The organism is Undibacterium sp. GW821-FHT11H02 (assembly GCF_058808015.1).
In genome coordinates this window covers 105833-130046 of sequence record NZ_JBXARG010000004.1, presented here as the reverse complement: position 1 = coordinate 130046, position 24214 = coordinate 105833, and the positions used below count along the sequence as shown (strand labels likewise).

At 45.4% G+C, this 24214-nt stretch carries 20 protein-coding genes and 1 tRNA gene; 13 read left to right on the top strand and 8 right to left on the bottom strand.

Annotation, left to right across the window (positions count from 1 at the left end; all coding sequences use genetic code 11):
- Positions 1 to 107 precede the first annotated feature (107 nt).
- From gap to tkt, 3 genes are all read right to left on the bottom strand, one after another.
- Positions 108 to 1121 carry a type I glyceraldehyde-3-phosphate dehydrogenase gene (gap, locus tag AC1RR2_RS05830; RefSeq protein WP_493221359.1) on the bottom strand — a complete coding sequence of 338 codons (1014 nt, stop codon included), beginning with the start codon at positions 1119 to 1121 and terminating at the stop codon, positions 108 to 110.
- 241 nt (positions 1122 to 1362) lie between these two features.
- Positions 1363 to 1947: a GNAT family N-acetyltransferase gene (locus tag AC1RR2_RS05825; protein ID WP_493221358.1), complete on the bottom strand. Its 585-nt coding sequence runs from the start codon at positions 1945 to 1947 to the stop codon at positions 1363 to 1365.
- A 41-nt stretch (positions 1948 to 1988) separates the two neighbouring features.
- Complete coding sequence (gene tkt / locus AC1RR2_RS05820) at positions 1989 to 3992, bottom strand: transketolase (RefSeq protein WP_493221357.1); 2004 nt, start codon at positions 3990 to 3992, stop codon at positions 1989 to 1991.
- A 179-nt stretch (positions 3993 to 4171) separates the two neighbouring features.
- On the opposite strand from tkt, the gene speE reads away from it, so the two are divergent.
- The 8 genes from speE to AC1RR2_RS05780 all read left to right on the top strand — a co-directional run bounded on the left by speE (position 4172) and on the right by AC1RR2_RS05780 (position 12147).
- Entirely contained in the window at positions 4172 to 5419 is a 1248-nt protein-coding gene (gene speE / locus AC1RR2_RS05815) for a polyamine aminopropyltransferase (protein WP_493221356.1), read from the top strand.
- A gap of 156 nt (positions 5420 to 5575) precedes the next feature.
- A complete protein-coding gene (locus tag AC1RR2_RS05810; protein ID WP_493221355.1) occupies positions 5576 to 6019 on the top strand; it encodes a hypothetical protein in 444 nt (147 codons plus the stop codon).
- A gap of 5 nt (positions 6020 to 6024) precedes the next feature.
- A complete protein-coding gene (locus AC1RR2_RS05805; protein WP_493221354.1) occupies positions 6025 to 7155 on the top strand; it encodes a glutathionylspermidine synthase family protein in 1131 nt (376 codons plus the stop codon).
- A gap of 71 nt (positions 7156 to 7226) precedes the next feature.
- Positions 7227 to 7634, top strand: coding sequence for a DUF350 domain-containing protein (locus tag AC1RR2_RS05800; RefSeq protein ID WP_493221353.1), 408 nt, complete (start codon positions 7227 to 7229; stop codon positions 7632 to 7634).
- Positions 7635 to 7671: 37 nt separating this feature from the next.
- A complete protein-coding gene (locus AC1RR2_RS05795) occupies positions 7672 to 8397 on the top strand; it encodes a 16S rRNA (uracil(1498)-N(3))-methyltransferase (RefSeq protein WP_493221352.1) in 726 nt (241 codons plus the stop codon).
- Between the two features lie 41 nt (positions 8398 to 8438).
- Positions 8439 to 9044: a hypothetical protein gene (locus AC1RR2_RS05790; RefSeq protein ID WP_493221351.1), complete on the top strand. Its 606-nt coding sequence runs from the start codon at positions 8439 to 8441 to the stop codon at positions 9042 to 9044.
- A 136-nt stretch (positions 9045 to 9180) separates the two neighbouring features.
- Positions 9181 to 10578, top strand: a complete 1398-nt coding sequence (locus tag AC1RR2_RS05785) for a peptidylprolyl isomerase (protein ID WP_493221350.1) — start codon at positions 9181 to 9183, stop codon at positions 10576 to 10578.
- Positions 10579 to 11004: 426 nt separating this feature from the next.
- Positions 11005 to 12147: a methyltransferase gene (locus AC1RR2_RS05780; protein ID WP_493221349.1), complete on the top strand. Its 1143-nt coding sequence runs from the start codon at positions 11005 to 11007 to the stop codon at positions 12145 to 12147.
- A gap of 231 nt (positions 12148 to 12378) precedes the next feature.
- Here the strand turns inward: AC1RR2_RS05780 and AC1RR2_RS05775 are convergent, their stop codons facing one another.
- Together AC1RR2_RS05775 and AC1RR2_RS05770 are read right to left on the bottom strand one after the other, a co-directional pair.
- Entirely contained in the window at positions 12379 to 14559 is a 2181-nt protein-coding gene (locus AC1RR2_RS05775) for a M4 family metallopeptidase (RefSeq protein WP_493221348.1), read from the bottom strand.
- Positions 14560 to 15249: 690 nt separating this feature from the next.
- A complete protein-coding gene (locus tag AC1RR2_RS05770) occupies positions 15250 to 17559 on the bottom strand; it encodes an NADP-dependent malic enzyme (RefSeq protein ID WP_493221347.1) in 2310 nt (769 codons plus the stop codon).
- A gap of 502 nt (positions 17560 to 18061) precedes the next feature.
- Here AC1RR2_RS05770 and AC1RR2_RS05765 point away from each other — a divergent pair.
- The 5 genes from AC1RR2_RS05765 (at position 18062) to AC1RR2_RS05745 (ending at position 21606) form a co-directional block, all read left to right on the top strand.
- Entirely contained in the window at positions 18062 to 18553 is a 492-nt protein-coding gene (locus AC1RR2_RS05765; RefSeq protein WP_493221346.1) for a DUF6882 domain-containing protein, read from the top strand.
- Positions 18554 to 18597: 44 nt separating this feature from the next.
- Positions 18598 to 19566, top strand: coding sequence for a thiamine-phosphate kinase (gene thiL, locus AC1RR2_RS05760; protein WP_493221345.1), 969 nt, complete (start codon positions 18598 to 18600; stop codon positions 19564 to 19566).
- A 14-nt stretch (positions 19567 to 19580) separates the two neighbouring features.
- Positions 19581 to 20093 (top strand): phosphatidylglycerophosphatase A family protein, encoded by a 513-nt coding sequence (locus AC1RR2_RS05755; protein WP_493221344.1) that lies wholly within the window; start codon positions 19581 to 19583, stop codon positions 20091 to 20093.
- 136 nt (positions 20094 to 20229) lie between these two features.
- Positions 20230 to 20958 (top strand): substrate-binding periplasmic protein, encoded by a 729-nt coding sequence (locus AC1RR2_RS05750; protein ID WP_493221343.1) that lies wholly within the window; start codon positions 20230 to 20232, stop codon positions 20956 to 20958.
- A 162-nt stretch (positions 20959 to 21120) separates the two neighbouring features.
- Positions 21121 to 21606, top strand: coding sequence for a CinA family protein (locus tag AC1RR2_RS05745; RefSeq protein WP_493221342.1), 486 nt, complete (start codon positions 21121 to 21123; stop codon positions 21604 to 21606).
- A gap of 103 nt (positions 21607 to 21709) precedes the next feature.
- Here AC1RR2_RS05745 and pyrF read toward each other — a convergent pair whose 3' ends face one another.
- The 3 genes from pyrF to AC1RR2_RS05730 all read right to left on the bottom strand — a co-directional run bounded on the left by pyrF (position 21710) and on the right by AC1RR2_RS05730 (position 24098).
- Positions 21710 to 22528, bottom strand: a complete 819-nt coding sequence (gene pyrF / locus AC1RR2_RS05740; protein ID WP_493221341.1) for an orotidine-5'-phosphate decarboxylase — start codon at positions 22526 to 22528, stop codon at positions 21710 to 21712.
- 144 nt (positions 22529 to 22672) lie between these two features.
- Entirely contained in the window at positions 22673 to 23848 is a 1176-nt protein-coding gene (locus AC1RR2_RS05735; RefSeq protein WP_493221340.1) for an acyl-CoA dehydrogenase, read from the bottom strand.
- Positions 23849 to 24023: 175 nt separating this feature from the next.
- Positions 24024 to 24098, bottom strand: a tRNA-Arg gene (locus tag AC1RR2_RS05730).
- Positions 24099 to 24214: the final 116 nt, after the last annotated feature.

The window sequence follows — 24214 nt, the reverse complement described above, 5'->3', positions numbered from 1 at the left end:
TCTCCAGGATAAACAGCGCTACGGTAAGACACACAAAAGCCCCGAAAGTTCGGGGCTTTTGTTTACTTCATTTTACTAAGTTCAAACTAGCTTCAAAGTCACGCAGATTACTTAGCGTGCATCAATGCAACAGTGGTATCCAACATGCGGTTGGAGAAGCCCCACTCGTTGTCGTACCAGCTCGATACTTTGACCAAACGACCATTTACTTTCGTCAATGTTTCGTCATAAGTAGAAGATGCTGGATTGTGGTTGAAGTCAACAGAAACCAAAGGTGCTGTGTTGTAATCCAAAATACCTTTCAATGCGCCTTCAGAAGCTTCTTTCAACACTTTGTTAATTTCTTCAACTGTCGTGTCGCGCTTAGCGATGAAAGTCAGATCAACCACAGAAACATTGATAGTTGGCACACGCATTGCGTAGCCATCCAATTTGCCGTTCAACTCTGGCAATACCAAACCAACTGCGGCAGCCGCACCCGTTTTCGTTGGGATCATGCTCATGGTTGCAGAACGCGCACGACGCAAGTCTTCATGCATCACGTCTGTCAAGACTTGATCATTCGTATAAGCGTGGATCGTTGTCATCAAACCGCTTTCGATACCGATTGCATCGTTCAATGGTTTTGCCAATGGTGCTAAGCAGTTCGTTGTGCAAGACGCGTTAGAAATAACAGTGTCAGTTGCTTTCAATACGCCGTGATTCACGCCGTACACCACTGTTGCATCCACATCTTTACCGCCTGGTGCGGAGATGATGACTTTCTTTGCGCCGCCAGCCAAATGCGCAGATGCTTTTTCTTTGGTGGTGAAGAAGCCTGTGCATTCCAACACGACGTCAACATTCAATTCACCCCAAGGAATATTCGCTGGATTACGTTCTGCGAATACTTTGATCTTGTCGCCATTGACGATCATGGTGTCGCCTTCGACACTGACTGTGCCTGGGAACTTACCGTGAGCTGTATCGTAACGTGTCAAATGCGCGTTAGATTCTGCATTACCCAAATCGTTAATCGCAACGATTTGAATCTCATTCTTAAACTTACCACCTTCATAATGTGCACGAAGGATGTTACGACCGATACGGCCATAGCCGTTAATTGCGACGCGAATCGTCATGGTTCAATCTCCAAAAAGACAAACAGCAACAAAAAATAAAACACAAAAAAATCTTAAACTGCCAAACCTCTCAACACAGAGGTAAAGGCATGCCTTTACGAGACACGGAGGAAAAACTTGAGAATGCTTGTTTAGTCAAAAAAATTCTTCTAACCAATCTATGATTTAGATAATCAAGAATTTGATTTTCTCCTGCTTTTCTCTGTGTCTCTGAGCCTCTGTGTTGAGAGGTTTTAAATCCTTATTGCATAGCGCGTGGAAACGGCAATGCATCCGCCGACGCCATCATCACATTCAAATCACTCCAACCGTAACCCACTTCGGTCAGATCCAATCCATCCCAGCTAAAATCTTGCTCGATGAGGATCTCTCCACCGAGCTCTTCGTAAAAATTACGTGCCTGAGAATTGCCATCAATCACCCAGATCACGCAACTGGTGCAGCCCATCGCTTGTAGAGAACGAGCCGCTTTGTGCAACATGCGTTTACCTATGCCGCAACGTTGCCATTGGGGACGAATATAAATCGCATTGATTTCACCGTCTTTATCGAGCTTAGGCTCAGGCAATTTCATAGCCGAAACGAAGCCGACAATTTCATCTTCGCTCACCGCGACATACACACACAGGCCATCTTCTTTTACTGGCAATGCCTGCAAAATCGTACGCCAGTGCAGTACGTTTTGATTCATGTCCATCTCATTGAGATAGCTATCAGGGATCATGCCACGATAAGTCGTGCGCCAGCCTTCTATGCGTATCGCCGCGATGGCTTCGGCATCAGCGACTGTGGCACGACGTAATTGGATTTCCTTGATTTTATTCATATTGAGTCTGGATCACTTGCGTTCGGTCAAAATACACTGAGTTAAGCTAAAACCGATTTCACTTTTGCCACCACGTTCTCTACCGTGAAGCCAAAGTATTTAAACAAAACGCCAGCAGGAGCAGATTCGCCAAAAGTGTCGATACCCACGACCGCACCTTCTAAGCCCACATATTTATGCCAGAACGCTGTCACACCCGCTTCAATCGCGACACGTGGCAAACCATTACCCAAAACACTCAATTGGTAAGCTTTATCTTGACGATCAAACACATCGGTTGAAGGCATAGACACGACGCGTGCTGGAATGCCTTGCGCCGCTAACTCTGCTGCTGATTTCACAGCGAGTTCGATTTCCGAACCCGTCGCGATCAGTACGACTTTCGCATCAACTGCGTCTTGCAAGATGTAACCACCGCGAGCAATATCAGCCACTTGTTGTGCGCTGCGCTCTTGGAACGGCAAATTCTGACGAGAGAAAATCAAAGTCGATGGACCATCAGCGCGCTTAATAGATTCCGCCCATGCCACGGTTGATTCCGTCGTGTCACATGGACGCCAGTTATCCAAATTCGGAATCAAACGCATGCTGGAGATATGCTCAACAGATTGATGCGTAGGACCATCTTCACCGAGGCCGATAGAGTCATGTGTGAACACGAACAGCGTACGGATTTTCATCAAAGCCGCCATACGTATCGCATTACGGCTGTAATCCGAAAAAGTCAGGAAAGTTGCGCCGAATGGCAAGTAACCACCATGCAAAGCGATACCATTCATGATAGCGCTCATGCCAAATTCGCGTACGCCGTAATTGATATGATTGCCGGCTTGATTCGCACGAACAGCAACGCATTCTTTCCAGTTAGTCAGATTTGAACCAGTCAAATCAGCAGAGCCACCCAAAAATTCTGGCAAACTTGGCGCGAAAGCTTGAATCGCGTTTTGACTTGCCTTACGTGTAGCAATCGTCTCTTTTTTCTCTACTACGTTTGCTAAAGCTGCCTTAACGACTTCGTCAAAATTAGCTGGCAACACATTATTCATGCGACGCGTCAATTCAGCTGCTTTCGTTGGATGCGCTGCGCTGTACGCAGCAAATGCGGCATTCCATTCAGCTTCGGCTTTCGCGCCATCGGCTTTGGCATCCCATGCACTATAAACGTCAGCAGGCACTTCAAACGGTGGATAATTCCAATCAATATTCGCACGTACTGCAGCAATTTCTTTATCGCCCAATGCCGCACCGTGCACATTGTGCGTACCTTGCATATTCGGTGAACCTTTACCGATGATCGTACGGCAGCAGATCAATGTTGGTTTATCAGATGCTTTCGCCGCGATAATCGCTTGATTCACGGCATCGACGTTATGGCCATCAACCGCACGAATCACATTCCAACCATAAGACTCAAAACGCGCTGGGGTATCGTCAGTGAACCAACCTTCAACGTGACCATCAATGGAAATACCATTGTCGTCCCAGAATGCTGTCAGCTTGTTTAACTTCCACGTGCCAGCCAAAGAGCAAGCTTCGTGCGAAATCCCTTCCATCAGACAGCCATCGCCCATGAACACGTAAGTGCGATGATCAACAATATTTGCGCCATCCACATTGAATTCAGCAGCGAGTAATTTTTCTGCCAGCGACATACCAACGGCGTTGGTAATACCTTGACCAAGTGGACCGGTGGTAGTTTCCACGCCCGGTGTGATGTGAACTTCTGGATGACCTGCCGTTTTAGAATGCAATTGACGGAAATTGCTGATCTCCGACATAGGCAAATCGTAGCCTGTCAAATGCAACAAAGAGTAATGCAACATCGAACCATGACCATTCGACAAAACGAAACGATCACGATTCACCCATTTTGGATTAGTCGGATTATGGCGATAGTGTCCTGCCCACAAGGCCACCGCGATTTCTGCCATGCCCATAGGAGCACCTGGGTGACCAGAATTGGCTTTTTGAACAGCGTCCATAGACAATGCGCGAATCGCATTGGCCATCTTAGAAGTATTTTCAGGCTGGAAAGTGGATGTCATAGCGGCTGAGGAAGTAAGTTTATAAAATCGTGCAGGAGAACAAAACGGGGATTTATCCTGAGTGACAGGCAAATATATTGCACTAAAATTATCGTTTTATTCTATAAAGTCCGTTATTTTACCAGAGCAGCGCGTCACAGAATACAATTGCGACTTTCACATCATTTCTAGACGGGTTTATGGAAGGTTTGCACCTCACCGCGGATTGCTTTGATTGTCTATGCGATCCCACACTCTTATTCGAAGAAAAGCGCTTGAGCAATCTAGTCCGTAACTACACAAACCAAGCGGGTTTAACTATCGTGGGCGAAAAGTTTCATGCTTTCACCTACCCAGATGGCAGTCCGGCGGGCGTGACGGGTACCTTACTTTTGGCAGAATCACACCTTGCAATTCACACCTGGCCCGAGCGTCAGGCGGTGACGCTCGACGTCTATGTCTGTAATTTTGAATGCGACAACAGCGCAAAAGCTCGTGCCATCGTCGACCAATTGATCGCTCTCTTTCAGCCGCAACGAGTATCACTTCAAGAGTTGCAGCGGGGTTTGCCGCGAACGAAGCCAGCGAAACTGGCGACCGAGCGGCTAAGTTCTTACACCTTGATGCAAACACAAATTAGCGAGGTGATTGCCGAAGTGCAAAGTCCATTTCAGTTGATACAAATCGCGGACACACCAGAATTTGGCAAAATCATGCGCATCGACGGTGCCATGATGACGTCGGAAAAAGATGAGTTCTATTATCACGAATCTTTAGTGCATCCGGCAGCGATAACGCATGGCAATCCGCAAACTGCACTGATCATAGGTGGAGGCGACGGTGGCTCGACAGAAGAATTATTGAAATACCGCAGCATACAAAGCATCACGCTATGTGAAATCGATGAACAAGTGATTGCGCTTTCGCGGCAGTACTTGCAGGCCATCCACCAGAATGCTTTCGACTCACCGAGGGTAAATATCATTCACACCGATGGATTTGCTTTCATCCAAAACGGTCACGAACAAATTAGAGAACAGTACGATCTCATTTTATTGGACCTAACCGATCCGATTGCACCGAATGGTAGCAATTTAGCCGAGCCATGCATGAGTGAAGAGTTCTTCGTTGCTTGTTACAAGCGATTAAATGACGGAGGGGCTATCGTCTTGCATTTGGGTAGCGAGTTCTATCATCAAGTGCGCTATCAAACCACGCTCACACGACTACACAAGGTATTTGATTGCGTTCACCCATATTCGGTTTTTATTCCCCTGTATGGCGCCATGTGGGGCATGGCGATGGCTAGCAAATCTCACGCTACATTAACAAAGTCGGATCCCAAGTTGCTCGATCAAACGACTGTTCAAGATCGCTTAGATGCACAAGGCATTTCTCAATTGCAGTTCTACAGCGCGGCGAAACATGCCAGTTTATTTGTTAGCTGATTTACAGTCGAATAAGCAAATGCAAACCAAGAAACAACAGCCAAGCAACAACGGTAAAACAAAATAGGGAACACCATCACAAGCCAAGATCGGCACATTACAATGATGGATCAACTCAAATCTATCTAGTTTCCTTGAAACGAAAAAGGAGTGCTCATGAGCACAAACCAAAAACATAAACGCCGTAGTTCACAAACACTGCCACTGGTTTTAGTGACCTCGGCAGCGGTAGCTGGCTTAAGTGGCTGTGGTGGTGAAACGAATAATCTCGCGAGTGTTCGCGATGAATATAAAAGCCTGGAGGATTGCAAGGAAGATTGGGGTAGCACAGACCCCTGCCAACCACAGCCAGCACCACCGAATAGCAATACGCTAGCGAACACCGGCAACTCCTCGGGTGGTCATATTTATAGTGGTCGTTATTGGGGACCAAGCTATTATGAAGGCCAGCGCGATGTCGCTCAACGTAATATGCTTGGCAGCCGCTTTACCGGCAGTAACTCTCAACTCAGCGATCGTGCGGTAAGTCGTAGCATCACCCGCAGCGTCAGTCGCGGTGGTTTCGGATCGAGTTCACGTGGTTTTTCTGGCGGGGGTTAAAGCTTATGATTCGCGAATCATTAACGCCACGCTCGAACTGGCAGCGGCAATTTGAAGATCTGGGTTTTAGTTATCACTCAATTGATGGTTTATACTGGGATGAGCGTTACGCCTATCGTTTTAGCGCAGCGCAAGTTGATGTCTTAGAACAAGCAACGCTTGATCTCCATCAGATGAGTTTGCAAGCGGTTGAACATGTAATTCGTCAAGGCCAAATCGAACGCTTTGCGATCCCAGCTGCATTTTGGTCTCAGGTTGAAGAGAGTTGGCGTGATAAAGAGTTCTCTTTGTTTGGCCGCTTTGATTTAAGTTGGAATGGTACCGGCGCACCCAAAATGCTGGAGTACAACGCTGACACGCCCACGGGTTTAGTCGAGTCCTCCGTTGCGCAATGGTATTGGCTGCAAGATGTCTATCCACACGCGGATCAATTCAATTCCTTGCACGAGAAACTGATCGATCAATGGAAAAAATTTGATGGCATAGGTGTCTTACATTTTGCGTGTGCCGACAGCGAAGAGGATATCGGCAACCTCTCCTACTTGCGCGACACCGCGATTCAAGCTGGATTCGCGACCAAGCAAAATAGTATTAATGATCTGGGCTGGGACGAAGCGAATGCCGAGTTGGTCGATGATAACGATGTAAAGATAGAAAATTTATTCAAACTCTATCCTTGGGAGTGGCTATGCCGCGAACAATTTGCCACACATCTATTAAGTCGCCCTGCTCGCATTATTGAACCTGCATGGAAAATGCTTTTATCTAATAAAGCTATTTTGCCAGTGCTTTGGGAATTATTTCCCGATCACCCCAATCTGTTGCCCGCCTACACAGAAGCATGGCGCATCAGCGGTAATTTTGTAAAAAAACCTTTGCTGTCACGCGAAGGAGAAAATATTTCCATCTATGCCGATGGCAATGTCATGCATACTGATGGCGAATATGGGCAAGAAGGATTTATCTATCAAGCCTATGCACCGCAACCCAAATTTGACGACGGCATAACGCCCGCATACACCTCGATTGGTTCTTGGGTAGTCGGTGATGAAGCTGCGGGCATAGGTATACGTGAAGACGAAACTTTGATTACGAAAAATACCAGTCGCTTTGTCCCACATTATTTTGTCGACTAAGTTTTATCCTCAAACAAATTTCTACGATTGACTTCTAACTTTGATTTCTACCATTAATTAGAAAGTACCTCATGAGCGCACAATTTTTAGCCTATGGTTTTCCTGCCTTTATCAGCCACTTTGGCTCGGCACTGGCATTTCTGTTCGTCTTTATTGCGATCTATGTTCGCATCACGCCCTACAAGGAAATTGCATTGATCCGCGAAGGCAATACTGCGGCATCTGCCAGCTTATCTGGCGCAGTGCTCGGCTATTGTATTGCTTTGGCATCCTCGGTCGCACACAGTGTCGATTTGCCAGATATGTTGATCTGGAGTGCGATTGCTTTGGTCATACAATTACTGGCATTTGTGATCGCACGGATCTTTCTGCCTGATTTAATCAAAGATGTACCAAACAATAAGCTCGCCTCAGGCATTTTCTTAGGTGCTTTAAGTTTGGGTATGGGGATACTAAACGCCGCTTGCCAATCTTACTGATCCACTCTTCTCAGCTAATTTTATTTAATTACATTTCATGCCACGCTTTTTCTGCCCTCTTCCACTCATCATCGGTGCGCATATTGATCTGCCTGGCGATACTGCGCATCATATTTTTGTCTTGCGCTTGAATATCGGCGAGCATGTTGAACTTTTCAATGGTGAAGGTGGCAGTTTTCTGGCTTCACTCACATCGATTAGCAAGAAGCAAGTCAGCGCCGAGGTCAAAGTTTTTTTACCTGAGGAAGTCGAATTGCCATTTAATTTAAGCTTGGCGCAAGCCCTGCCCGAAGCTTCAAAAATGGACTGGATCATCGAAAAAGCCATCGAACTTGGCGTGAATCATATTCAACCACTCGCAGCACAACGTAGCGTGGTGAAACTGAATCCAGAGCGTGCCGAGAAAAAAATGCAGCACTGGCAAGGTATCATACAGAGCGCCACTGAACAATGTGGACGCAAACGTATGGCCCATTTAGCGGAGCTGGTCGATGTTCAAAAATGGCTGATGCAACAAGATTTGCATAAACGAATTCTGCTATCACCACGTGCCGAGCAGTCTCTTGCAGATTGGACCAGACATCATCCAGCACAAGCGCTGACCATCATGATCGGGCCTGAGGGTGGCTTTTCAGATAATGAGGAACAACTCGCGATCAAGCAAGGTGCGATCATGCTGGGTATGGGGCCGCGTGTGCTCAGAACAGAAACCGCTGGACTCACTGCAATTAGCGTGATTAGCGCCGCCTGGGGCGGCATGTGAATTCATACTTAAAGTTCAATCTAACTCATCCATATAAAAATATGAAAAACTACTGCCTGCCAAGCTTGCTTCTGGCGTTATTCATAGGTCAGGCTAATTTGGTGCAAGCGCAAGTCAAGCAAGAAGCACCATTAGTCTCCATCGCTACACATGATGCGTTCTTTGATCAACTGCGCCAATTATGTGGCAAGGCTTTCGAAGGAAAAATTGCAGTCGATAATCCAAAGTCCGAAGGATTCGAAGGAAGACTCGTGATGCACGTTCGCAAGTGTACTGACACACAATTACAAATACCCTTCCATGTTGGCGATAATCACTCGCGTACCTGGGTCATCACAAAAACTGGCTCTGGCCTTTCACTTAAGCATGATCACCGGCACGCAGACGGAAGTCACGATACACAAACCATGTATGGCGGACATACCCAAGATGCTGGCTGGAACAATGTGCAAACTTTCCCTGCCGATCAATATTCCAAGGAATTGTTTGCTCGCCTAGGTGGAGCTCAATCGATTAGCAATGTCTGGCAAATCTTTATTTACCCTAAAAGTTTCAGCTATCGCTTGACGCGAGAGGGTCGTGAATTCCGTGTTAATTTTGATCTAACAAAAGCCATAGACTTACCGCCAACACCTTGGGGGTATTAATTGGTGTCATTTTAAGAACATGCATTTTACAATTTGATTCTTTTTTCCTCAAAAATTGTACAAATTCATCGATATAATGCCCTCTTTTTCGATAACTTAGGTTAGGTTCATTGCGATGAAATTTAAAATGCGATTTATGAATAAAAAATTCATCATAACTAGCACGCTATTAGCAGTCACGCTGGGACTTGGCGCTTGTGGCGGTAACAATAGTTCCAACACAGAAACCAAGCTCGTCAAACTAAGCAGTCCTCCAAGTGCGCCAGCTGCGCAAGCCGCACCATCAGCGGATATTGTAACTGTCAATGCATCTCGCAACGACTACATTATCAAAACCAACAATTACGGCTTTTCAATTATCAACAAAGCATCACCTAGCGACACCACGAATCTGACGTCCACTCAAACAACCGTAAAGTTTAATGACTTCACCGTCAGTCTTCTAGCTGGCAACAAATCCAAAACAATTTCCCAAAAAGATTTGGACACGTTGATTGAGTTATACATTGCATTCTTTAATCGTGTACCAGATGCAGAAGGGATGATTTATTGGATCGGTACCATTAAAGATGGAAGAACAATTGAGCAATTGGCTGAGAATTTTTACACTTCTGCCATTGACCCAAAGTTATCTGCTGTCACCGGCTACACCGCGAACATGAGCACAGAAAACTTCGTACGTAAAATTTACAAGAATGTCTTGGGCCGCGATGAAGTCGATCAAGAAGGTCTTAATTACTGGTCCGGAGAGATCGACAGCGGCCGAAAATCACGTGGCAATTTGATTCGCGTCATCATTGATGCGGCTCATGGATCTAAGGACAATGTGGATTATGGTTGGGTCGCAAACCTGTTAGATAACAAAGTCATCGTCGGAAAATACTTCTCCATTCAACAAGGCCTAAATTACAACACACCGAATGAATCCATCACGAAAGGTGTGGAGATCGCCTCCTTAGTTAAACCAAACGATACAACAGCTGCGAAGGACAAAATCGGTATTGCAGACACCGCATTGGATTTGAACCTGGCTAAATTAATACCACAAGTGTTAATCAATACATCGTTGGGAAATATCTTAGTTGAGCTCGATCCGATCAAAGCACCAATCACAGTTACCAACTTTTTACGCTACACTGATGTCGGCTTCTACAACAATAAGATATTCCATCGTGTGATCAGTAACTTTATGATTCAAGGTGGCGGCCTCACTACAAACTATGTTCAGGCTTCAACATATGCCCCCATCAAGTTAGAAGCCAACAATGGACTGAGCAATCTACGAGGCACGATTGCAATGGCGCGTACAAGTGTCGACGACTCGGCAACTTCACAATTTTTTATCAATGTCGTTGACAATCTTTTTCTTAACTCGAGCACTGGTAATTCGGGCTATGCCGTGTTTGGTAGAGTCATTTCTGGTATGGACGTGGTTGACAAGATCAAAGTCGTACCGACCGAAAGAAATGTTTTTGGTTATCCTGACGCACCAAAAACAACCATCTTGATCAACTCTATTACAAGAGCGAATTAAGGTCGGTCAAAGTTCAGCTAGGAAGACTCATTCGAACGCAGAGCTATGATGGCAAGGCATAGTTTGCAAGCGAAGTTGATTTCAGTTATCTATCGCACTCACTCAAGAAACGACCGTTGCTCACCTTGCCGAAGTTAATTGTTCAGATGGTTCAAATGGACAAGTCAGTGATGCAGACCTTATCGATGCTTCTGAAATGTAATAACAGTTTTCATGCCGATTTTTAATCACGCCGACACTCAAGACTGTCTTTATCGGCGTTAGCGCCATTACTGAAGGCAAGCAATCATAGAAAATTGAAAAAACAGCATTTTCTCTATTTTCACCCGTGATTTGTTACACTGCCGACTATTCGCACACACTCGCTGCAGTACCTAAGCAAATTTAGCGACTAAATTTGCACCCATCATCGAACAGGCATTTCACATGAATTCCCCATCACAAGTCATCAACTGGATAGAAAATCAAGAAACACATAGCTTAATTTGGCATTCTGAAAATGGCAGTGTGGCACCAAAATATGTACAAACTGCCGATGATACGATGAATGCAGAAAGTGCCTATCGCTTGGCTTGTGAAGGCACAGCCTTATTGTGGCGTGGTGATTTTCAAAACGCCAAAAATTTACTGCAAGCGATTGCTCGAAGAATCGATAAAAAACCAAGTAAGAAAAAAAAGGCGCCCGCTTCTGCTATTAATAACGCGCAAGCTTTTCACTTGCATCGACAAGCACAAGCACAAAGAGCCCGTGTGTTAGCTATGCTAATTATTCCGGTCAATCCTGATTTTTCAATTCCCTTACGTCGGGCACCCGATGTGACACTAGCTTGCCAAGAAGCTTATGGAAAAGTAGAACAAGCTTTTGCGATTTCTTTACGTGAATTATTAGGCATCATCGGTGCTCACGAATGGCGTAAAAATGGCGTAGGCATTCCCGCATTAGGCGCCAAAATTCATCCATATTACGGCGTGTTTTCTCCGGTTCGTGGTGAGTATTTAGAACTTTTAACAAAAGCGCCCTTGGCCTCGACCAACTTAGCTTTCGACATAGGCACTGGCACCGGTGTCATCGCTGCTGTTTTAGCACGACGTGGCATACAAAAAATCATCGCAACGGACCAAGATCCTCGCGCCTTAGCCTGTGCGGCTGACAATCTGAAAAGATTAGGCATCTTGGAGCAGGTTGAGCTAATCAAGGCTGACTTATTTCCCGAGGGTCGGGCAGCTTTGGTCGTTTGCAATCCGCCCTGGATTCCGGCACGCCCCAATGCAGCAATTGAACATGCAATTTACGACCCTGAGAGTCGCATGTTGCGTAGTTTTTTGGCTGGCGTAGCACAACATTTAGAAGCAGATGGAGAAGCTTGGTTAATTATGTCTGATCTTGCTGAACACCTGGGTTTACGCAGTTCACAAGAATTTTGGGAGTGGATTGAGGCTGGAGGCTTGACCGTAGTCGGCAAGATGGACATACGCCCCCAACATGCAAAGAGTCGTGATGCCAATGATCCATTACATCAAGCTCGTGCTGCTGAAATCACTTCCTTGTGGCGTTTGCGCTTAAAATAAATTGATAAATTCTCGAGTCCCGATACCTACAAATGCAACATTCATTACTTAAAAATATCATTACAAGCTAGATTCTGTATCAAAAAAAATGATCAAAAAAAACCGCCGATTATGTCGACGGTTTTTTTTGCAAACTATCCAAACAATAAAATCAGCCAAAATCAGGCATCAATTATTTGTCTCAGGCAGTTACAAACAAATTGTAGCTACCCGAGATTTGCCGCTAACAGATTACTGAACAACAGCTTTCACATTTGCACTACCAACCGCTGCGTAGGCATTTACTAACAAGTAGTAAGTACCAGCCGCTGGCGCACTGAAAGTGATAGTTTCAGTATTTGTTGCACCATCAGATTTCTTTGTGTAGCTAGTCGTTGTTGGCGCGGTCGTCATACGAGCATATAAATCACCATCACCCGTACCACCAGACAAGGTGAACGTTAAACTAGTTTTTCCAGCCGGAACTGTGATGTTGTACACCTTAGAACCATTTTTAGCCAGAGTCACGGATTGTGCTACACCACTCACCAATACATTACCAGTTGGAGGTGTAGTACCAGTTTGATAGCTAGCAACAATTGAAGCACCGCTGACAGCAGCATAAGCATTTGCCAACAAGTGATAAGTACCAGCAGTTGGTGCGGCGATAGTAATTGTCTCAGCGTTGCTAGAACCGTCGGATTTAGCCAAATATGACGTCGTCGTTGGAGCTGAACCTAACTTGGTATACAAGTCGCCATCACCAGTCCCACCCGACATTTTAAATGTCAAGTTAGTTGCACCAGTTGGTACTACAAAAGTGTAATTTGCGCCTTGACCCGCTGCTGCTGAGAAAGTCACAGAAACGTCTTTCGTCAATACACCACCTGTTGGAGGAGGCGTTGTACCACCGCAACCGCCAGTTACGCCGACAGATGAGAATGCAGCTGTCACGTCAGCCACTGCATATCCGCGATTGATGGCCGCTTTTTCTACGCCACAAGCACCTTGATTAAACGTGCTGTTCGCAGTCCAGTACAAACGATTTGCATCAGCCATCACTTCAAAAGCTTTGCGAACTGTCCAACCAGATTTAGTTGCTAACAAGTAAAAGGCTTTATTAAATACGCCACTTGTGTGATGTACGTCCATGCTGCTGGTGTACTTGCTTGCGTGGCCAATAGAGATACCGTCCAACTCTGGGTTGTACATGTAACGCATTGCACCAGAACCTTTTTTGATGTCGTCACCAACCATGAATGTACCAGTACCGCGCATATACCAAGCGGCCGCCTCACCCGCCATGTCCGAGAACGCCTCGTTCATACCACCAGACATGCCTGAGTACACCAAACCAGAGTTTTGCTCTGTGAAACCATGGCTGACTTCGTGTGAAGTAACACCCAAAGAAACCAAAGGATGGAATGTAGAACCACCATCACCATAGCTCATTGCTGTACCATCCCAAAATGCATTTTCATAGTTAGTACCGTAGTGAATACGCATTTGCAATTTGCCAGAAATTGGACGCAAACCTAACCAATCTTGGTACATATTAAATACAACATTACCGAAGAAATGACCGTCATTCAGAGGGGAATACGCACCATTGATAGCCTTGAAAGTGTTCGTTGGGCAAGTGAATTTATACAATGTACCTGAACCAGACGTTGCATGATTCATATTGTAGGTATCAACATTTGGACTAGTCATTTGACAAGTACTAGATACATTCAGGGGACCGTAAGTAGAACCGCTACCAGCTGGACCGTAGGTGTATTGGCCTATACGTTGATTACCGCCAGGACCACCAGCATCTAAATGTGTAATGCCTTCCCATTGCTCAAGAACAGCACCGGTATTTGCATCGATCAATGCATATGGACGACTTGGTGCGCCGTTTGCAGCGACCGTCACATAAGAAGTCAAATAAACCAGTTTAGCGACATTATTCGCACCTAACTTGACAAACAATTTAGATTGTTCGTTACTTGAGTTCGCTGGGCGTTTCGCATTTTTTAGCAGGCCCAATGCTTGCGCTTCTGAGTACAGAGGTTTTGCACTTGGAATATCGTTGCGTAAATTGCTCAACATTGCGCCATGGAAGGATCGTGCCGATGATGCAACGATAGATTGAGTGCTGTCTTTATGTTCAATAATTGCCTCACCCCAAACAGGGACACCTTGATGTAACTGCTCATAGCGAGTAACGACTTTACTGCCATAATTTTGGCTGCGAACAGCGCGCAAATCAGAAGCCCCCAAACCTAAAACTTCATGCGCTTGTGATGCACCGCCAGCAAACGACTTGTTTTGTGCGCCTTGAAACTTACTCAGATCAACGCGATCAGCAGCAGAGGCGCTGAAAGAGGCCGCTATCAATGCAGCTAACAATGTTGGGCGAACCACTTGTAACTTGATACTCTTTTTCATCTTTTTCTACCTTTTTTTCGAAAAACTCCCTAAGTACAGAATTGACCAAAGCTTTTGACCCCAGTCCCCATTTTGTGATTGCCGGTTTAACTTCATTTCAATGTGTATGAAGTGGCAATACGCTCTTCTTATTTGAGACTGTCAAATACTTCTAGAATCAAGGACAAATCTCACGTGGCGAGTGCCAGTAGAACAGAGGAAGCTGATCTTGAAAACATTCAAATTTAACTATATATGTTAAATAAAGACTAGAAAAAACAGCAATATCAATACTAAATTTTGTTCCGAACGATGTAATTAAACAAAATTAAACAAAAAAACACGCAAAAGCACTGAATAATCTTCACTAGCTATCAAATTATCACAAGTGTTTAAATAATAATTTACGAATCTTTTTTACAACATGAAGTGGTATTATCCAAAAAGATTTCCATCAATCATCTTTACTGGGAAATTTCGCGTTTATCTAAAGAAACTAATAAGTGGTATTGCAAATATATTTAAAACATCGGCATCAACTGAAACTTAACTTGGCTTTAGCAAGCGACTATTTTGCGAGGACAGGAAGAAAACTAAATAGGAAAGTCGAGGCGCTTTGCTCAAGCTTGCGATCAGACTAAAGTGGGGCATTTGATGAAAAAAACCGCCAGCACAAAGCTGGCGGTTTTCATAGGCAATAATGTAGGAATTCTAACGCTGCGCTACCGCATCAACGACACAAAGCGCTGTCATATTCACTATGCGACGCACTGTCGCTGATGAAGTCAGAATATGCACAGGTTTTGCACAACCCAAAAGAATAGGGCCGATAGCAATGTTGTTGCCTGCCGCTGTTTTGAGCAAGTTATACGCAATATTGGCTGCATCAATATTCGGCATGACTAAGAGATTAGCATCGCCTTTCAAAGTCGATGTTGGCATCATCTTTAATCGGTAATCGGAATCCAAAGCAGTATCACCATGCATCTCGCCATCAATTTCCAAGTCTGGTGCATCGCGCTGTACGATTGCCAAAGCCGAACGCATTTTCTTAGCGGATTCACTATTACTGGAGCCAAAATTCGAATGAGATAACAATGCTGCTTTTGGTTGTAAACCGAAACGACGCATTTCCTCCGCCGCCAAAATTGTGATTTCTGCGATCTGCTCTGCCGTCGGATTCTCATTAATATGCGTGTCCACCAGCACCAACTGACGATCAGGCAAAACCAAGCCGTTCATTGCGGCATAGACATTAACGCCGGCACGTTTTCCCAATACTTGATTAATATAGAACAAATGCAGGCTACCAATTCCAAAAGTACCGCAAATCATGCCGTCGGCATCACCTTTGTGCACCATCATCGAACCAATTAAAGTATGTCGACGGCGCATTTCTAATTTAGCATATTGTTCAGTGATCCCCTGACGACAAGTCATCTGATGGTAGGTCTGCCAGTAATCACGGTAACGCGCATCCATCTCAGGGTTAATCGCTTCAAAATCAATGCCCGCACGTAGACGAAGACCAAATTTTTCTATACGTTTTTCAAGTATATGTGGACGGCCAACCAGAATCGGTTTTGCGAGTTTTTCATCGACTACCACTTGCACTGCACGCAACACGCGTTCTTCTTCGCCTTCAGCAAAAACGATACGCTTACGTGAATCTGGCGCTTTTTTCGCGATTTGGAATAAAGGCTTCATGAAAGTGCCACTGTGATACACGAATTGCTGCAATTTATCGCTGTAAGCCTGCATATCTTGAATTGGCCGTGCGGCCACACCGCACTCCTCCGCCGCTTTTGCAACTGCAGGCGCAATTTTAATCATCAAGCGCGGATCGAACGGCTTAGGAATTAAATACTCAGGGCCAAAAGACAAATTAGAAATACCATAAGCTGATGCGACGACATCCGATTGCTCCGCTTGCGCCAAGTCAGCAATCGCATGCACCACTGCGATTTCCATTTCTCGGGTAATTGTGGTCGCCCCACAATCTAAAGCACCACGGAAAATATACGGGAAACACAAAACATTATTCACTTGATTGGGGAAATCAGAGCGACCCGTTGCCATCACGGCGTCATCACGAACTGCCTTCACTTCTTCTGGCAAAATTTCTGGGGTCGGATTTGCCAAAGCCAATATCAATGGACGGGCCGCCATCGCTTTCACCATATCTGGCTTCAATACACCACCGGCGGACAAGCCGAGGAAAATATCGGCATCAACAATCACTTCTTTCAAACTACGAGCCGATGTTTCCTGCGCAAATCGTTCTTTGTCTGGATCCATCAATTCAGCACGTCCTTTATAGACGACACCAGCCAGATCAGTCACATAAATATTTTCTATCGGAAAACCAAGATCCACGATTAAGTCTAGACATGCTAACGCGGCAGCACCGGCGCCAGAGACGACCAACTTACATTTTTTTAGGTCTTTATCAACGACTTTCAAACCATTCATGATGGCAGCACCGACGATAATTGCGGTGCCATGTTGATCGTCATGAAACACCGGAATTTTCATCTTGTCACGTAACTTACGCTCAATATAAAAACATTCGGGTGCTTTGATATCTTCTAAGTTAATACCACCGAAGGTAGGTTCAAGTGAGGCAATAATGTCGACTAGTTTGTCTGGATCAGACTCATTGATCTCGATATCAAATACATCGATGCCCGCAAACTTCTTAAATAGTACGCCCTTTCCTTCCATTACCGGCTTAGACGCTAAAGGACCAATATTGCCAAGTCCTAAAACAGCCGTGCCATTGGTGATCACTCCGACCAGGTTACCGCGTGCCGTATACTTAAAGGCGGCAGCTGGATCAGCCACAATTTCTTCACAGGGCGAGGCCACACCAGGAGAATAGGCTAAGGCCAGATCACGTTGATTGGTTAATTGTTTGGTGGGAGTGACGCTGATCTTGCCTGGCGTTGGGAATTCATGGTATTCCAAGGCAGCTTGACGTAATTGTTGACGAAGTAATTCTTTTTGTTCTGGCGAATCCATGCGAGTCAATTCCTTCTCTAAACAAACAAATAGGGGGTCATTGATTCTAGCAGACAGGCAACATTTGCTTCATACGTATTTATACGAGTTCCATTACTTTTTTGCATAAGCCCTGAAAAAAGATATGTCGGCAGCGAAAAAAGTGACATTTCAATATGACAGCCTTGATATTTCTCACTTTATTTAGCCGAATCTGGTGCGTTTTATGCTTCAACTTGCTCAGTCTGCCAGGCATTTCGCTCACGAAGTAGAAGAGTGAAAAACCGAATTTGCTTTTTCCTACACCAATTCCCGACTAAAAAAGTCATTTGTGGACAAAACAGATACGCCAAATGATCTACAGTCAAATAAATAGCTTAACAACAAAACTTCATTTGCCTAAATAATAGTTTTCCAGTATTTTTTCGAAAACAAAAATAGTATGTTGAGTTGAAAAACACCTAGCGTTTTCGTCCTGCATAATTTAACCGATACTTTTGTGTACCTGAAAGCGAACAAAAAGATGGTAAAGCTGTTTCAACGCGAAAATAATCTTGAAGCCTATATCGCCAACAGCGCGCAAGAAGCGCAAGTTGCAAATATGTTGCACAACTCAACTTGGCGCCTAGGAGAAGAAAAATCGTGGCATCTTGATCAGGCAAATGGCCAATTGTTATTAACTTTTGATGATGGTTCATTTGCATTAGCAACAGCCCAAATCGTTGGCACTTATCATCATCAAGATGGTAGTTTTTTATGGGCATGGGATCATCCTTCGGTATTACCTGCTTTGCAACGCAACGCCACTACCGTCAAACAATTTGGCAAAGAGCAAGGTGCCAGGGAACTAACCAAAAGCAAACTCAAATGCACGGAACACCGCGCATGGGAATTAACTGCGCTGACTATGCGCCTGAACCAAGCCAAAGGCGCATACCGGGTTCAGATCAAACCTGGAGTAAGCATGTTTTTGACCTTTGGGGAAGTACAAATTGCGCAAGAAGCGGATTCCTGACGACATTTTCAACCGTGTTTGAAAGGCTTTAGATACAATTCGGAATGCTCTCAGAATTCGACCTCATCAAACAATTTTTTGTACAAAATTACGTACCCGACTCGCGCTTTGCTTTAGGTATTGGCGATGACTGTGCACTGCTCAATCCCAGCCCCGGAACGCAACTTGCAATTTCCAGTGATATGCTGGTCTCAGGCAGACATTTTTTTCATGATGCAGATCCCTACTTACTAGGACATAAGTCTCTCGCTGTAAACTTATCAGACCTGGCAGCGATGGGCGCTAAACCGCTCGCGTTCACATTGGCATTATCATTACCTGAGGCAAACCCTACATGGCTAGCCGCTTTTTCTCAAGGCTTGTTTGCCCTCGCAAATGCACATCAATGTCGTCTGATAGGCGGTGATACGACCAAAGGGCCGCTGAATATTTGCATCACCATATTTGGTGAATTACCACCAGCGTCGGCATTGCGCCGGGATGCGGCTAAAACTGGCGACGATATATGGATTTCAGGTAGTTTAGGCGATGCACGTCTGGCTTTAGCTGCATATTGGAATGAAGTCAATTTAAGCACGGAAGCACTTCAAGAAGCGGCAAGGCGCATGCATCAGCCAACACCGCGCATTGCATTGGGCATCGCATTGCGCGGGATTGCACATGCTGCATTGGATATTTCGGATGGCCTAATCGGCGATCTCGGGCATATATTAAGTGCATCCAAAGTGGGCGCGAGTTTGCATGTAGACAAACTTCCAGCCGGTCCTATTTTAGCGCTCCAAGATTTGCAGTTACGCAGAGAATTTACCTTGGCCGGTGGCGATGATTACGAATTATGCTTTACCGCACCAGTATATCAGCGTGAGGCAGTTCTGGCGGCGAGTCACCACAGCAATACGCCGGTCAGCTGCATTGGCACAATCGAAATGGAACCAGGTTTGCGTCTAGTGGATCAAAATGGCAAAACGCTTGATCTACAACCGAAGTCCTTCGACCATTTCACTTCGCCTTAAGGATTTAATACAATATGAAAAGTAATCCACATCCCATCTTGAAGCCTGGCCCTGGCTTCATGCTGGCACATCCGGCCCATTTTTTATCACAAGGATTTGGTAGCGGTTTATCGCCTGTAATGCCAGGCACGGCTGGAACTTTGTTTGCGTGGCTCAGTTTTGCCGTTCTGAACTTGCGCTGGCCCACGCTTTTTACGCCCTTGGTTTGGGGTGCGATCATCGTCATTGGCTACTTCATTGGTGTTTGGGCTTGCGAAGTCACGGGCAAAAATTTAGGGGTAGCTGACCATGGTAGTATGGTTTGGGATGAAATCATCGCATTTTGGCTAGTTTTGGTTTTCATCACACCCGCGCCGCTCATGACGCAATTTTGGGCTTTCATTGCATTTCGTTTTTTTGACATGGTCAAACCACCACCGATAGGCTATTTTGATCGTCAATTTAAGGGCGGCTTTGGTGTCATGTTTGACGATATCGTTGCCGCCTTTTTTGCCTTATTGGTATTTGCTTTCTGGCGTACCTGGTAACCCTGAAGGCATATTTGAAACCACAGGGCATAAGAAACTACCGAACAAGCTAGTCGGCTTATATTTCTCTTTCCATCACTGCATTCTGGATGTATGCTGAATCGGTCAGACCATACCAACCGCAGTGAGGTGAGTTATGCAACGTCGAACTCTGCTCTACCTAGCTTTATATCCTAGCTTTTCACTCGCCTCGACAGAAGCCAAGCTCAGCAATATACAGGTCTCCACCCTGCTGGAAAATGACCCCGCGACACTGATTGCAGAAAAGATTCTGAGTAGCGCCTATCAACAACTAAGAATAACTTTAACGGTAAAGCGATTACCAGGTGAGCGTTCATTGTATAGCGCGAACAATGGGGAGACCGACGGTGAGCTGTATCGAAAGATAGGCATGGAACGAGATTATCCCAACCTCATCATCGTTCCAGTCCCCTTGCAAACTTACGAAATTGTGATTTTTACGCAAGCCACAGATTTTATCGTCAATGGCTGGGAAAGCCTGCGTCCTTTCGTCATAGGCTATGTCAAAGGAATTAAGATTATTGAGCAAAACACAGACGGTATGCGGGTTGAACAAGCAGCCACGATGCGTCAGGCTTTTCTAAAAATGAGCCTGGGCAGATCAGATCTTGTGGTTGCCAATCGTAGCTCGGGCTTAGCAGTTCTAAAAGAATTAAATATGCACGATGTACGTGTCTTAAAACCCGCATTAGCGAGCTTTGCGGTATTTCATTATCTCCACAAAAAACATGAAAATTTGATTCCCAAATTAACTGCGGTATTAAAGCAAATGCAGCAGGACAAAAGCATAGAAAATATACAAAAAGAAGTGATGAATCAATTCGAAATCAATACCACGAAATAAGACTAATTCTGCATTTTTAAAGTGTCTATACAAGCTCGTGACCTTCACTTTTAGCACCATCGTTCCAGCAAAAAAAGAAACCTCATTCTTGCAGCAAAGTGGTAAAGTATTCCTACAGACAACAGATCACATTAGTCGATCTAAACTCAAGGAGACGAAACCATGGCTGACATGATAGAACTCGCAGAAAAAGTGGGGGAAGCGCTCAAATCTAAAAAACTGTTTCTCGCTGTTGCCGAGTCTTGCACTGGTGGAGGCGTAGCTTATGCCTTAACTGAAATTGCAGGCTCTTCCGAATGGTTTGATTGCGGATTTGTGAGTTACTCTAATTCGGCAAAAACCGAAATGCTGGATATCTCGGCCTCACTCATTGCTCAACATGGTGCAGTGAGCGAAGAAATCGCAGCGGCAATGGCAGAAGGTGCGTTGGCGAATTCTGAGGCACACGTTTCTTTATCCACCACAGGTATCGCAGGTCCTGGTGGATCTGTTCCGGGAAAACCAGTTGGTACGGTTTGTTTCGGCTGGCGCGTTGGTGGCGTGACGCATACTGAGCGTAAAGTGTTTTCGGGTGACCGCCATGCGGTACGCGAGCAAACTGTGGCGCATGCGCTCAATAAATTATTACGTTATGTCGATGAGATTTAGTTTGCTTAAGCGCTAAACGAGAAACCATTAATCAAAACCAAAAAAGGCGCGAAGAAATTATTCTTCACGCCTTTTTTTTGGTTTTTATAATGAAGAAATACGCTTAACGAAATAAATTAATTGCGTCCCGAGTTTCCAGCGCCACCCTACGTGCCGCTTGTGCATAAGTTTCATCGGCCACGGGCTTCGCATACAAAATCGCTCTTGAAGAATTAATCATCATGCCAGTACCATTTGCAGTGCGACCTGCCCGTACCGTTGACTCCACATCGCCGCCCTGTGCTCCAACGCCAGGAATCAATAAGGGCATATTGCCAATCAATGCCCGTACCTGTGCGATTTCATTGGGAAAGGTCGCGCCAACCACCAGTGAACACTGACCATTGATATTCCATTTGTCCGCCACCAATTGCGCCACGTGTTGATACAAAGGTTTGCCGCCTACATCCAAAAATTGCAGATCAGAGCCGCCTGCATTCGAAGTACGACACAACACAATTGCACCACGGTCTTTCCATTCCAAATACGGAGCAACAGAATCAAAACCCATATAAGGATTGACCGTCACTGCATCCGCGTCATAACGCTCAAACGCTTCTCGGGCATATTGCTCAGCTGTGGCGCCAATATCACCGCGCTTAGCATCTAAGATAATGGGAATGTGCGGATAGTTCGTTTTGATATACCGACAGATGGCTTCCAACTGATCTTCGGCACGCAAAGCAGCAAAGTAAGCAATCTGGGGTTTGAAGCTACAAGCCAAATCCGCAGTAGCGTCAACGATTGCTTTACAAAACTCATAAATAGCATCGGACTGCCCTGCCAATTCCACAGGAAATTTATTTACATCAGGGTCCAAACCCACGCATAACAAGGAGTTATTGGTGGTCCAGGCGTTGGAAAGTTTTTGTAAAAAAGTCACGGTATATCTCTATCATTTGAAATGAAATCGCGGACGTGATCTCAATAAAAAAGGGACAAAACCCGTAATTTCAACAGGTTTTCATCCCTCTATTATAAACCATCGCTTTTTCGTTCCATCTAAGTTGCTGAACCTGCCAACTAATCAGAAAGCCGCAATTCCAGTTTGCGCACGCCCTAAAATCAGCGCATGAATGTCATGCGTACCCTCGTAAGTATTCACCACTTCTAAATTAACTAAGTGACGCGCAATACCAAACTCATCCGAAATCCCGTTACCACCCAACATATCACGTGCTGTTCTGGCAATATCCAGAGACTTGCCGCAAGAGTTACGCTTCATGATGGAAGTGATTTCGACTGCAGCAGTGCCCTCGTCTTTCATACGACCGAGGCGCAAGCACCCTTGCAAGGCCAAAGTAATTTCAGTCTGCATATCAGCGAGTTTCTTTTGCACGAGCTGATTCGCCGCCAAAGGTCGACCAAATTGGATGCGATCCATCGTATATTGACGGGCGGTATGCCAGCAAAACTCAGCAGCACCCAAAGCGCCCCAAGCAATACCAAAACGAGCAGAATTCAAACAAGTGAATGGCCCTTTCAAACCCTCGACATGCGGCATCAGATTTTCTTCCGGCACAAACACGCCATCCATCACGATCTCACCTGTGACCGAAGCACGCAAACCCACCTTGCCATGGATCGCTGGCGCAGATAAGCCTTCCCAGCCTTTTTCCAAAATAAAACCACGTATACGACCATCATCGGTTTTTGCCCAGACCACGAACACGTCCGCAATCGGACTATTGGTAATCCACATCTTAGCGCCAGTCAAAAGGTAACCGCCATCAACCGTCTTAGCACGTGTCACCATACTGCCGGGATCAGAGCCGTGATCTGGCTCGGTCAAACCAAAACAACCTATCCACTCGCCGGTAGCCAGCTTGGGCAAATACTTACGCTTTTGCGCTTCGCTACCAAATTCATTAATCGGCACCATCACCAAGGAAGATTGCACACTCATCATAGAGCGGTAGCCGGAATCGATACGCTCGACTTCACGCGCAACTAAGCCGTAACAAACATAATTCAAACCCGCACCACCGTATTCAGCGGGGATCATAGAACCGAGCAAACCGAGTTCACCCATTTCACGGAAAATCGCAGGATCAGTGCGCTCATTACGAAAAGCATCCAATATCCGCGGCGCCAATTTTTCTTCGCAATACACACGAGCCGCTTCTTGAACCATGCGCTCTTCGTCGCTCAGTTGGGAACTCAATAACAGCGGGTCGTCCCATTGAAATGATGCTTTTGCCATATCAATCTCTCAAATTCTTGTGGTTGGTCTTAATTTGTCTTTGCGTCATCGCGATCGGAATATCCAACAGCAACATCGTTTGTTTTCTTAGTCCGACATGCTACCTGATTTATGCATAGCTGGAAATTTGAACTGTGCCAATTTACCAACTTAAACTGACATAAATGTGGGAATTTGGTCCCTCCGACAAGAATCGAACTTGTATCCCACGCTTAGGAGGCATGTGCACTATCCATTGTGCTACGGAGAGACTCTAGATATCTATGCAAATGACTTTGCATAGACTTCTTGACCTGTTGCAAACCCATAAAAATGGCAACAAACGAAGCCCGCCATCTTACCTGACAGACCAACAACAATCAAATG

Coding starts and splice junctions, on each gene's coding strand:
- AC1RR2_RS05825 (WP_493221358.1), bottom strand. CDS start 1,947: ATGAATAAAATCAAGGAAATCCAATTACGTCGTGCCACAGTCGCTGAT.
- tkt (WP_493221357.1), bottom strand. CDS start 3,992: ATGACATCCACTTTCCAGCCTGAAAATACTTCTAAGATGGCCAATGCG.
- AC1RR2_RS05770 (WP_493221347.1), bottom strand. CDS start 17,559: ATGGATTCGCCAGAACAAAAAGAATTACTTCGTCAACAATTACGTCAA.
- AC1RR2_RS05735 (WP_493221340.1), bottom strand. CDS start 23,848: ATGGCAAAAGCATCATTTCAATGGGACGACCCGCTGTTATTGAGTTCC.
- AC1RR2_RS05795 (WP_493221352.1), top strand. CDS start 7,672: ATGCCACGCTTTTTCTGCCCTCTTCCACTCATCATCGGTGCGCATATT.
- AC1RR2_RS05805 (WP_493221354.1), top strand. CDS start 6,025: ATGATTCGCGAATCATTAACGCCACGCTCGAACTGGCAGCGGCAATTT.
- AC1RR2_RS05775 (WP_493221348.1), bottom strand. CDS start 14,559: ATGAAAAAGAGTATCAAGTTACAAGTGGTTCGCCCAACATTGTTAGCT.
- AC1RR2_RS05780 (WP_493221349.1), top strand. CDS start 11,005: ATGAATTCCCCATCACAAGTCATCAACTGGATAGAAAATCAAGAAACA.
- gap (WP_493221359.1), bottom strand. CDS start 1,121: ATGACGATTCGCGTCGCAATTAACGGCTATGGCCGTATCGGTCGTAAC.
- AC1RR2_RS05765 (WP_493221346.1), top strand. CDS start 18,062: ATGGTAAAGCTGTTTCAACGCGAAAATAATCTTGAAGCCTATATCGCC.
- AC1RR2_RS05755 (WP_493221344.1), top strand. CDS start 19,581: ATGAAAAGTAATCCACATCCCATCTTGAAGCCTGGCCCTGGCTTCATG.
- AC1RR2_RS05800 (WP_493221353.1), top strand. CDS start 7,227: ATGAGCGCACAATTTTTAGCCTATGGTTTTCCTGCCTTTATCAGCCAC.
- speE (WP_493221356.1), top strand. CDS start 4,172: ATGGAAGGTTTGCACCTCACCGCGGATTGCTTTGATTGTCTATGCGAT.
- AC1RR2_RS05745 (WP_493221342.1), top strand. CDS start 21,121: ATGGCTGACATGATAGAACTCGCAGAAAAAGTGGGGGAAGCGCTCAAA.
- AC1RR2_RS05790 (WP_493221351.1), top strand. CDS start 8,439: ATGAAAAACTACTGCCTGCCAAGCTTGCTTCTGGCGTTATTCATAGGT.
- thiL (WP_493221345.1), top strand. CDS start 18,598: ATGCTCTCAGAATTCGACCTCATCAAACAATTTTTTGTACAAAATTAC.
- AC1RR2_RS05785 (WP_493221350.1), top strand. CDS start 9,181: ATGAATAAAAAATTCATCATAACTAGCACGCTATTAGCAGTCACGCTG.
- AC1RR2_RS05810 (WP_493221355.1), top strand. CDS start 5,576: ATGAGCACAAACCAAAAACATAAACGCCGTAGTTCACAAACACTGCCA.
- AC1RR2_RS05750 (WP_493221343.1), top strand. CDS start 20,230: ATGCAACGTCGAACTCTGCTCTACCTAGCTTTATATCCTAGCTTTTCA.